Annotated in this window: 10 protein-coding genes; 4 read left to right on the top strand and 6 right to left on the bottom strand. The window is 39.1% G+C overall.

Annotated features, from left to right (window positions below; genetic code table 11):
* Positions 1 to 2,120: heparinase II/III domain-containing protein (locus ACT3RM_RS15495; protein WP_444511410.1), on the top strand; the 2,120-nt coding region annotated here is incomplete at its 5' end.
* A gap of 73 nt (positions 2,121 to 2,193) precedes the next feature.
* Complete coding sequence (gene eda / locus ACT3RM_RS15490) at positions 2,194 to 2,805, top strand: bifunctional 4-hydroxy-2-oxoglutarate aldolase/2-dehydro-3-deoxy-phosphogluconate aldolase (protein WP_441995329.1); 612 nt, start codon at positions 2,194 to 2,196, stop codon at positions 2,803 to 2,805.
* Positions 2,806 to 2,985: 180 nt separating this feature from the next.
* Here eda and ACT3RM_RS15485 read toward each other — a convergent pair whose 3' ends face one another.
* From ACT3RM_RS15485 to ACT3RM_RS15470, 4 genes are read right to left on the bottom strand one after another with little or no spacing between them, the layout of a single operon-like run.
* Complete coding sequence (locus ACT3RM_RS15485; protein ID WP_441835751.1) at positions 2,986 to 3,972, bottom strand: Gfo/Idh/MocA family protein; 987 nt, start codon at positions 3,970 to 3,972, stop codon at positions 2,986 to 2,988.
* Between the two features lie 8 nt (positions 3,973 to 3,980).
* Positions 3,981 to 4,778: a class I SAM-dependent methyltransferase gene (locus ACT3RM_RS15480; protein ID WP_441835750.1), complete on the bottom strand. Its 798-nt coding sequence runs from the start codon at positions 4,776 to 4,778 to the stop codon at positions 3,981 to 3,983.
* Positions 4,779 to 4,783: 5 nt separating this feature from the next.
* Positions 4,784 to 5,155: a hypothetical protein gene (locus tag ACT3RM_RS15475; RefSeq protein ID WP_441835749.1), complete on the bottom strand. Its 372-nt coding sequence runs from the start codon at positions 5,153 to 5,155 to the stop codon at positions 4,784 to 4,786.
* 57 nt (positions 5,156 to 5,212) lie between these two features.
* A complete protein-coding gene (locus ACT3RM_RS15470) occupies positions 5,213 to 5,632 on the bottom strand; it encodes a DUF3429 domain-containing protein (protein WP_441995326.1) in 420 nt (139 codons plus the stop codon).
* A gap of 246 nt (positions 5,633 to 5,878) precedes the next feature.
* Here ACT3RM_RS15470 and ahpC point away from each other — a divergent pair, with 246 nt between their 5' ends.
* Both ahpC and ahpF read left to right on the top strand, forming a co-directional pair.
* Positions 5,879 to 6,448, top strand: coding sequence for an alkyl hydroperoxide reductase subunit C (ahpC, locus tag ACT3RM_RS15465; protein ID WP_441835747.1), 570 nt, complete (start codon positions 5,879 to 5,881; stop codon positions 6,446 to 6,448).
* A gap of 122 nt (positions 6,449 to 6,570) precedes the next feature.
* A complete protein-coding gene (ahpF, locus tag ACT3RM_RS15460; RefSeq protein WP_441835746.1) occupies positions 6,571 to 8,148 on the top strand; it encodes an alkyl hydroperoxide reductase subunit F in 1,578 nt (525 codons plus the stop codon).
* Between the two features lie 257 nt (positions 8,149 to 8,405).
* Here the strand turns inward: ahpF and ACT3RM_RS15455 are convergent, their stop codons facing one another.
* Complete coding sequence (locus ACT3RM_RS15455) at positions 8,406 to 8,858, bottom strand: NfeD family protein (protein ID WP_441995372.1); 453 nt, start codon at positions 8,856 to 8,858, stop codon at positions 8,406 to 8,408.
* A 15-nt stretch (positions 8,859 to 8,873) separates the two neighbouring features.
* A complete protein-coding gene (locus ACT3RM_RS15450; protein ID WP_441995370.1) occupies positions 8,874 to 9,827 on the bottom strand; it encodes an SPFH domain-containing protein in 954 nt (317 codons plus the stop codon).
* Positions 9,828 to 10,306 lie beyond the last annotated feature (479 nt).

Here is a 10,306-nt window from a genome sequence, read left to right as displayed (position 1 = left end):
ATTTAGTACTAACACAAAACGACGTACAAGCAATGCGTGAAGCAACCGACAAAAAAGGAAGCTCATTCACTAACCGTTTTAATGAAGTTAAGCAGCAAATTGATGCACAACTTGAACTGCCTATTATAGTACCTGTCCCTAAAGATGCAGGCGGTGGCTACACGCATGAGCGGCATAAAAAGAACTACCTAGAAATGCACCAAGCAGGTGTGATGTATCAATTAACTGGAAGCAAAAAGTACGCTCATTTTGTTAGAGATATGCTGTTTTCATATGCCGAACTTTATCCGAAAATTGGTTTACATCCTAAGCGTAAGAACCAAAATCCAGGTAAAATATTTTGGCAGATACTCAATGAAGCTGTATGGCTGGTTTACTCCATTCAAGCTTATGATGCTATTGCACCTGCGTTAAGTGCAAGTGAAAAAGCGCACATAGAAAATGACATACTGCGTCCTGTTGCTGCATTTTTATCAACTGAATCACCAGATACGTTCAATAAAGTACATAACCACGGCACCTGGGCTACCGCAGCCGTGGGTATGACAGGTTATGTATTAGATGATCAAGAAATGGTTGAACAAGCTTTATATGGCCTTGATAAATCAGGTAAAGGTGGTTTTTTAAAGCAGCTTGATGAACTGTTTTCTCCTGCAGGTTATTATACTGAAGGACCTTATTATCAACGTTATGCGTTATTGCCATTTATCACTTTTGCTAAAGCGATTGAAAATAATGAACCCAAACGCGATATTTTTGGTTACCGTGACGGGGTGATATTAAAAGCAATTCAGAGCACCATAGAGCTAAGCTATAATGGTTTATTCTTTGGGATAAACGATGCCATTAAAGATAAAGGTATTGATACCATTGAGCTAGTGCAAGGAGTTAGCATTGCTTATGGACTAAATCAAAACCCACAACTTCTCGATATAGCTAAACGTCAAGGTCGTACTTTACTTACCGGTGACGGTTTAGCAGTTGCTAACGCCATAGATGCAAATAAGGAACAGCCATATCAGTTTAATTCGAAGCTATTTGGTGACGGTAGTACAGGCGAAGATGGCGCTTTAGTTTTATTAAGAGCAGGTGAAGAAGACGACCAAGCCGTAGTATTTAAAGCTACTGCGCAGGGGTTAGGCCATGGCCACTTTGATAAGCTAAATTGGATCTTTTATGACCGTGGTAATGAGGTGGTTAGTGACTACGGCGCAGCACGTTTTTTAAATGTTGAAGCCAAGTTTGGTGGGCGTTACTTACCAGAAAATAATAGCTACGCTAAACAAACCGTCGCACACAACACGGTGGTAGTTGATGAAAAAAGTCATTTTAATGGCGAGGTTAAGGTAGCCAATAAATATGCACCAACCATTGATTACTTTATTAATGATGAAAAGCTCAAGTTAAGCTCTGCGACTATTGATACAGCATATCAAGGTGTCACGCTAACCAGAACGATGGGGCTGCTTGAAATTGATAAAAGCTTGCCCAGTATTGTTGTGGATATTTTTGATGTAAGCAGTGACAGCCCTCATCAATATGACTTACCAGTTCAATATAGTGGCCAGTTTATTCAAAGCAATTTTGATATTGAAAATAATACGACGCTACGCAAACCTTTGGGAACGAAAGCAGGTTATGAGCACCTTTGGTTAACGGCAAGTGCTAAGCCAGAAACTGATTTGGCTAAAGTAACGTGGTTAAATGACAATAATCATTTTTATACACAAACGAGTTTACTTAACCAACCTACATCGTTTTTATTTACGCAAACTGGAGCAAACGATCCAGACTTTAATCTGCGTCAGCAAAGTGCGTTTATTCAACGAGTGGATTCAGCTAAGAATCATCAGTTTATTAATGTGATTGAACCGCATGGAGAGTATAACCCAAGTCGTGAATATACATTACAAGCCACAAGTCGTGTTAAAGGATTAAGCAGTGAAAAAATAGGTGATATTCAAGTTCTTGAAATAACACTTATTGATGATCAAAAAATACTTCTTGCGATTAACCAAGGCAAGCTTGAAAAAGCTGAAAAGTCGTTTCAGTATAAAGATAAAACGTACTCATTAACGGGCCGTTATATGCTTATTTCACCAGCGAATAAAGTGAAATAATAGGGTTTAGTTCAATTTATATAAATGGTGGATGTATTCATTTCCACCATAATTATTAACCTGAGGAACAGTTATGTTGTTTTCTGATTATATGGATGGTCAAAAGTTATTACCGATCATTCAAACTGATTGCCCAAGGACGGGAATTTCAATAACCAAGGCAATGCAAGCCGGTGGTATAAATCTTGTTGAAGTGGTGCTACGTCATGACTCATCACTTGAGGTGTTAAGCAGTATTAAAGAAGCGTTTCCTAATCTGAAAGTGGGCGCTGGTACCGTTGTTGATAATAATATACTCGCTGATGCGCTTAGTGCCGGTGCTGATTATATCGTTACTCCTGCTGTAACACCGAAGTTACTTGATGCACTTTCACGTTGCGATGTACCTGTGTTGCCGGGTGTATCAAGTACCAGCGATATCACGCTTGCCCGAGAAGCTGGCTTTAAAGAAATGAAGTTATTTCCAGCTAACTTAGCAGGAGGAATAGGCTTTTTAAACACGGTGAAAGCTGTCTTTAGAGATTGCCAATTCTGTCCTACCGGCGGAATTAATGACAAAAATGTACAGGAATTTTTAGCGCTTAATAATGTATTTGCTGCTGGAGGCACATGGGTGTCGGCTCAACAGTGGATTGATGATGGTAACTGGCAAGCCATTACAGATGCATGCCGAGCAATTAAATAACTTGTGAGAAGTTATGGGAGATCACCCTGTGGTCTCCCTTTTTAATTGTTTGCACAAATTTAGCCTCGTAAAACAAACACGCCTCTACTTTATGTTAAAAAACCTTTATAGCTATGCTCAGGCAACAGTTAACCTAACCATTAAGTTTTACACCTAATGGTTTTGGTGTTGTTAAAAAGGTTATTTATCGTTTGGATATATAACGCCTAATTGTTGCCTTGCGCTATCGAGTACAGTCATAACCTCGGTAGAAAGTTGATGAGTATTGACTGATGACTCAATTTGTCCGGCATTGGCGGCTTTTATAAAATGTTCAACTTCATGACGCATAAAGTGCTCGTTAAATGGCTGTGATAATTCTTCTACAGTGCCATTATTTCCAATAAACTGCATGCGCTTTAACTGTGATACGGCTTCAATACGAATGCGGCCTTTTTCACCTTGAATTTCGGTAAAGTTATCACCTTGTGATATTTTTGAGTAACTGATCACGGCTTGTTTGTCAGCATAATTAAGTAGTATATCGCCTGCACCATCAACGCCAGTTTCAAGTAATACGCCACTGGCTTGTATATTATTTGGCGCCCCCCACAATGCAATAAGCACATAAAGCGGGTATATGCCTAAATCAACCAACGCGCCATTGGCAAATTCGGGTAAAAAAGTATTGGGTCGCTCACCATTTTTATATTTATTGTAACGAGATGAGAACTGACTAAATTGACCAATAAATTTTCGCGGAGTGCCTATTTTTGCAAGCGCTTCTTTAAGAATAGCAAAGTTAGGTAAGTGCGTGGTCATCATCGCTTCCATATATAAACGCTGATGTTGTTTTGCTGCGCTTATAATATCGCCTAATTCGTGTGAATTAGCGGCTGCGGGCTTTTCACCCAGTACATGCTTTCCAGCTTTTAAGCAGCTTAGCGCATACGTTTTATGTAAGCTATTAGGTGATGCAATATACACAGCATCAACATTATCATCTTTACACACTTGCTCAATACTGGTGAATATTTTCGCGTTATTTAAATCATGTTTTTGCAAAAATGCATGACCAGTTTGTTCTTTACGAGAGCATACGCCGTACAAACTAAAACTGTCGACTGTTTGTGCTGCGCTAAGTAGTGTATCGCTAATAAAGTTTGTGCCTACGATTACAAAGTTCATGCTATCTCCTAGTTTGATTGGTTACTTAGCCATGTTTGCCAGTCTTGTTCGAACTGTTGCATTTGTTGATGCTTTTTACTGCGCAGATGTTTTTCTTTATCTTCTGTGGCCATATAAGGGCCGACGCGGCACAAAACGCAGTAATTTTCTGATAAGTAAGGGGGTTTAGTTAACGTATGTTGTAAATTATGCGTTGCTTTAGAGCTAAATACATAGCTTATACCGCTGGTGTCTTTTACATGTTTATCGCGATCTACGTTGCGCACTTTATAGCCAGGGAATTGGTTGATATCAAATGGCATCTGACCTAAATAGCTTACTGCTAACCCCTGATTCAAACTTCCTTCAATATTCCATTCTCTATATGGTTTTACATCTTTAGAGGTAATATAAATCAGCATTTCGCCGCGCTTGTCCAAAGCAAACTGATGAGCATGCTTCAAATATAAATGTAATAAGGCGCGGTTGAGTACATTCATTGAGGATCGCTGGGTGTTATTGCGAAACTCAGTTTCTCCTTTAAAGGCGGGAATAAGTGGAAACTGAAAAACAACCACGTCAAATTTTTGCTCATCAAGGCGCTGCCAACTTATAGGGTTAGTCACATCAAATTCAGTAAGTACAGTGATGCCTGTAGCTCTTAATTTTGCTAGTTGGTTATCAGTATATTTTTTATTAATGGTGGCTTCATCATCATAAGTTGAAGCAACCAATAACGCAGGTTTTAAATGGGTCATAATAGCATTTGAAAACGATAAATCGCCATCACCTACGGTTAAAACACGCCATGCGGGGTTCAAATACATAATAATTAATTAGTGTTTTCGACAGAGCTGGTCTCAATGGGCAATACACAAAGTGCTAAACGTGTTTTTAACCCTTCAATAGCAATTTGTTTAAAAAACAAATTAAAAGTAATTAGTACAGCAAAAACAATGTGGATAGGGCCATGAGTGAACCCCGCTTCTGGGTCATAAAGCGATAAACCAAACAATAAAAACATGACTGCTAAGATGACTTTAATTAGCTGGTTAGAATAAAAAGAAAGCTGACCGTCACTTTTGTGATCTTTTTTTAAGTGGATTGCACAAAAAAAAGGGATCACTTTAACTTTAAAGTGGCCGTGTTTCTCAACATAATTTTCACCTAAGTAGTCAAGTTTTTTGCGCAGTTGATCAATCATAATATGTCCTTAAAAAGCGAAGCAGGGATATTACATTAATACACTTAAAAGGGCGAGTTAGTCTGGATAAATACTGATACCGATAACAAAAACATGGCATACAAAAACAATAGAGGTTAGTACTAAGCGCATTTTTTTATAATCAGCGTGGTAGCCTTGCCATTGCGGTGTAGATTTTTCAAATAATAGAACCAGCCAAAAACTAACCGCTAACCAACCTAACAGCCAAGGTGTAGGTAAAAAGGTGATAAAACCTAGTGGCATAATAGGCAGCACAGCTTTAATAGCATCACGATGGCTTTGCGCACCAGCATGCCACAAGTTACCCGCCATAAAACCAAGGATCGCGATACTATAAAAAGTAAAAAACTCCATACTGAAGTTGTTATTTCCGGTGATCAATGGCCAGCCAAGAGACCCTAAAAAAGGTAATAAACCGATGTAACCCAATTGAATATGATTGACAAACTTTTCCATAATGACACCTCTATTACTTGCTATAGGGCAAGTATACCAGTTTGTAAATAAAAACGATGATATTCATCATAGGTTTAGACCGTTATTACTGTTTATAGATAATGATACGAATTTATATCATAAAAATCGATTGAAGTAATCTAAACGTTCTGTTTTTTAAAAGTGTTAAAAAGCCTTATTGTATTACTCAAGCCAACGCAGAGGTCTGCGTTGTTTATACTTTAAATACCATAAATGAGGAATATTATGAGCACTTCATTAATTAATACAAAATTACAACCTTTCAATGCAACAGCCTATCATAATGGTGATTTCGTTGAGCTTTCAGAACAAGACGTGCTGGGTAAGTGGTCTATCTTCTTTTTTTACCCAGCAGATTTCACCTTTGTATGTCCTACTGAATTAGGTGATGTTGCAGATTTTTACACGCAGCTACAAGAAATGGGTGTAGAAGTTTATTCAGTATCAACTGATACGCATTTTACACATAAAGCATGGCATGACACTTCAGACACCATTGGTAAAATCCAATTCCCAATGATTGGAGACCCAACAGGTCGTATTACACGTAACTTCGGTGTAATGATTGAAGACGACGGCCTTGCGCTTCGCGGTACATTTGTAATGAACCCAGAAGGTGAGATAAAAGTAATCGAAACTCATGATCTAGGTATCGGTCGTAGTGCTAAAGAACTTCTTCGTAAAGTGCAAGCGGCACAATATATAGCAGAGCATGACGGAGAAGTTTGTCCTGCATCTTGGCAGCCAGGTGAAGCAACATTAGCACCTTCACTAGACCTAGTCGGTAAAATCTAAATTTACTAAAGCGTAACTGATTGCGCCTTGTCTAGACGTTTACTGTTAGGCAGTAAGCCCACAAGCACATTAAATTAATTAGCTGATTGTGGGCTTTTATCTTTTTAAATAAGGGTTCAGCCATGTTAGATACAAACATAAAAAACCAATTAACAAACCACTTTGCGTCAATAACAAGTCCTGTTGAGCTACTTATCGCCTTGGATGACAGCAATAAATCAGCAGAAATAAAAAACTTAGCCAATGACTTAGCGTCATTGAGCAACAAATTTACGGTGCGAGAAAATCCAGATCACAACGCAAGGCGTCCATCTATGGTTGTTTCTTCACCTATTAATCAGACGCAAATAACGTTTGCTGGTGTGCCTATGGGGCACGAGTTCACAAGCTTAATTTTAGCGTTATTGCACACCGGCGGACACCCGAGTAAAGCTAGTGAAGTAGAGCTTGAACAAATTAAATCATTAAAATCGCCATTAAATTTCGAAGTGTATATTTCGTTAAGTTGCCAGACATGCCCACAAGTCGTACAAGCCCTTAATTTAATGGCTGCGCAGAATAATAATATTACAGCAACCATGATTGATGGCGCTTTATTTCAAGACGAAGTGAACGAACGTAATATTTTAGCGGTGCCTGCTGTTTACTTAAACGGTCAATTATTTAGCCAAGGTGCGATAAGCCTAACAGATATTTTAAATAAGGTAGATACAAAAGCCTCAGCACGACAGGCTGAAAGCTTAAACGATAAAGACGTATTTGATGTTCTTGTCGTCGGTGGCGGTCCAGCCGGTGCATCAGCGGCTATTTATGCGGCCCGTAAAGGCTTAAATACGGGAGTCGTTGCCGAACGGTTTGGTGGGCAAGTGGCTGATACTTTAGCCATAGAGAACTTTATTTCTGTGTCAGCGACACAGGGACCAAAGTTGGTCGCGCAACTAGAAGAGCACGTCAAAGAGTATGATGTTGATGTAATGCAAAACCAGCGAGCGGCTTCTTTATCGAAAAAAGATCACTATCAAATTACTTTAGACAACGGTGCAGTATTAAATGCAAAGTCGGTTGTACTTGCAACTGGTGCACGCTGGCGAGAAGTGAACGTGCCAGGTGAAAAGCAATATCGAGGTCATGGTGTTGCATATTGTCCGCATTGTGATGGCCCCTTATTTAAAGGCAAAGCGGTTGCTGTTGTCGGTGGGGGGAATTCAGGCATTGAAGCCGCAATTGATCTGGCCAATATTGTTGAACACGTCACGGTACTTGAGTTTGCTGACACACTACGTGCAGATGAAGTCCTTATTCGCAAAGTAAATAGCCTCTCTAATGTGACTATTATTAAAAATGCACAAACAACAGACGTTATTGGTGATGGCAAGCGAGTAACAGGCCTTACCTATATTGACCGTGTTTCTGGCGAAACCAAAGATATAGAATTGGCGGGAGTTTTTGTTCAAATAGGTTTAATTCCAAATACTGAATGGCTGAAAAATAGTGATGTCGAACTAACCCGTTTTGGTGAAATTGAAATCGACAACAAAGGCGCAACTTCATTACCAGGTATTTATGCTGCGGGGGATGCGACAACATCCGCATTTAAGCAAATTATTATTGCTATAGGCAGTGGAGCGACAGCAAGTTTAGGTGCTTTTGATTACTTAATTCGTAACAGCGACCCACAAAGTGACAGGGAAATTGCTTAAAGACTCTTGATTAAACAGTTGTACACCCATGACTGTTAATCCCCAAGCCACCTTTTTAAGGTGGCTTTTTTTGTTCCGCTAACAGCATAAGTTATTAACTACAGATAACAGTGTAATCTTTAACATTTTAAGAGGGTTAGTTCGGTTTAGGCTGGTATTTTCGGTGTTTAGCTACAAAAATACAGAGGATGGAAATATGTTTATTATAAAGTGATGAAAGCCAAATAGTGGGATATCCCACTACTTGGCTAAAATTTTTAAAGAGGAGCGACCCACATAACACCCACCTCCTTTTTTACTACGGTCACTTCAGTTCCCGCACTAATTGGTTGGTTGCTTTTGAGTTGCCAATTAATGCCTGAGTAACTGTGCGTTGTTAGCCCTTGCTCATCTACATCAGCACTCAAAACAAAGCTCAGCTGGGCAAAATCGGAGTGAACTTCTTTGGTGTCAGTATGTTCTTGCATGCGCTTTAGAGGTTGCCAAAGTAGCAATGTCAACGCCGTAGTGGCAACGATATTACTCCAAAGTGCCGTGGTTAATGATTCTTCCAATAAAGAGAAATTCATCATTAATCCGGTCGCAAATAATGACATACCTAAAAACAGCAAAATGAAGGTAGACATGCCAAGTACGGCGACCTCAATGATCAGCGCTAAAATACCTAAAATCATTAAGCTCTGGGCTAAGTTATCAATAATAAACTCCATAGCTTACTCCAAGTATTAACTTTTTTGCTTTTGATTCAATGAATTAATAATCGACATACCTTGAGCCACTAAAGAGCTGGCATCGGTGCCGTTATCTGGCAGTAAAACCACTGATGACTCACGGGCAATGGCTTCTTTAGCTGCAATTGCTTTAGTTGCTAAGTCGAGTTGAATCGCTTTTTGGCCTTGCCCTGTATCAGCAGCTTCACCTACTTTAAGCAGCGCGTCAGCTTGTGCTTCTGCTACGGCTATAATCGCTTTTGCTTCACCTTCAGCACGTAATATCTGCTCGGATTTATCTGCCTCAGCAGCTAGAACTTGGGCTTGTTTTTTACCTTCTGCAACATTGATATTAGCTTGTCTATCACCTTCTGACTCTAAAATCTGCGCGCGCTTAACACGTTCAGCTTTCATTTGCGCTTCCATCGCTTCCATTACAGAGTGTGGTGGAATAATATCTTTAATTTCATAACGCAGAACCTGAATACCCCACGGCTCAGCCGCTTGGTTAATCGCGCTTACAATATTATTATTTAGTACATCACGTTCTTCAAAAGTTTTATCAAGCTCCATTTTACCCAATTCTGAACGCATTGTGGTTTGTGAAAGTTGCGTTACTGCAAATACGTAGTCGTCTACACCATATGTTGCTTTGTATGGGTCAAGCACTCGAAAATACAGTACGCCATCAACAGTCAATGAAATATTGTCTTTTGTAATAGCTGATTGCGAAGGCACATCTTGCGCTTGCTCTTTTAAGCTTCTGTCTGCTGCTATACGGTCAACAAACGGCACAATAAAGTTTAAGCCCGCTTCTTTAGTTGATTGATATTTACCAAAGCGTTCAATCAGCCAAGCTCGGTTTTGTGGTACAAATTTAACACAGCTTTTCAGCAGCACTAAAACAAAAATAAGTAAAAATGCTTCAACAGTAAAAACCATGTTGAGAATTTGCGCGATTGGATCCATGTAGATTTTCCTTAATGTTCTTATCAAACTAGGTAAATTGTTTATTATGCGTTTAAAAGCGCTAAGATACGAGCTTTTATGAATAAAACACATATTTTTTGCTAACTATGAGGTGAAATCAACTAAAAAGCTCTCAATTGCAGCGCTAACTAGAATGGTAAAGTTATCGAATTGAAAGCACACCAAGCGTAACAAAAGCTTTTACACTAAAAAGCACGAGCTAATGCAACAAGTCGCGTCAGATAGCATGTTTGATTCAAATAAAGTGATAACAGTAGGAAAGGAGTTCTGCTTGTAATCAAATCTGTTTGTGATGGTTTTGCACTTTAAAAGCACAGCACGTACTGATAATTTAATTAGGAATTGGCGCATAAATATAACACTATTGAGTTTTAGGTAATTAGGAACAACTTAATAACCTTAAATTCAATCTCGTCGAATTCGGCGGTATTTTTTGCAAAAATATATTGCCTTTAGTT

Source organism: Pseudoalteromonas sp. AOP7-A1-14, assembly GCF_052376275.1.
Lineage (GTDB): Bacteria > Pseudomonadota > Gammaproteobacteria > Enterobacterales > Alteromonadaceae > Pseudoalteromonas.
The sequence above is the reverse complement of the archived record's forward strand: the minus strand, read 5'-3'. Positions and strand labels throughout refer to the sequence as shown.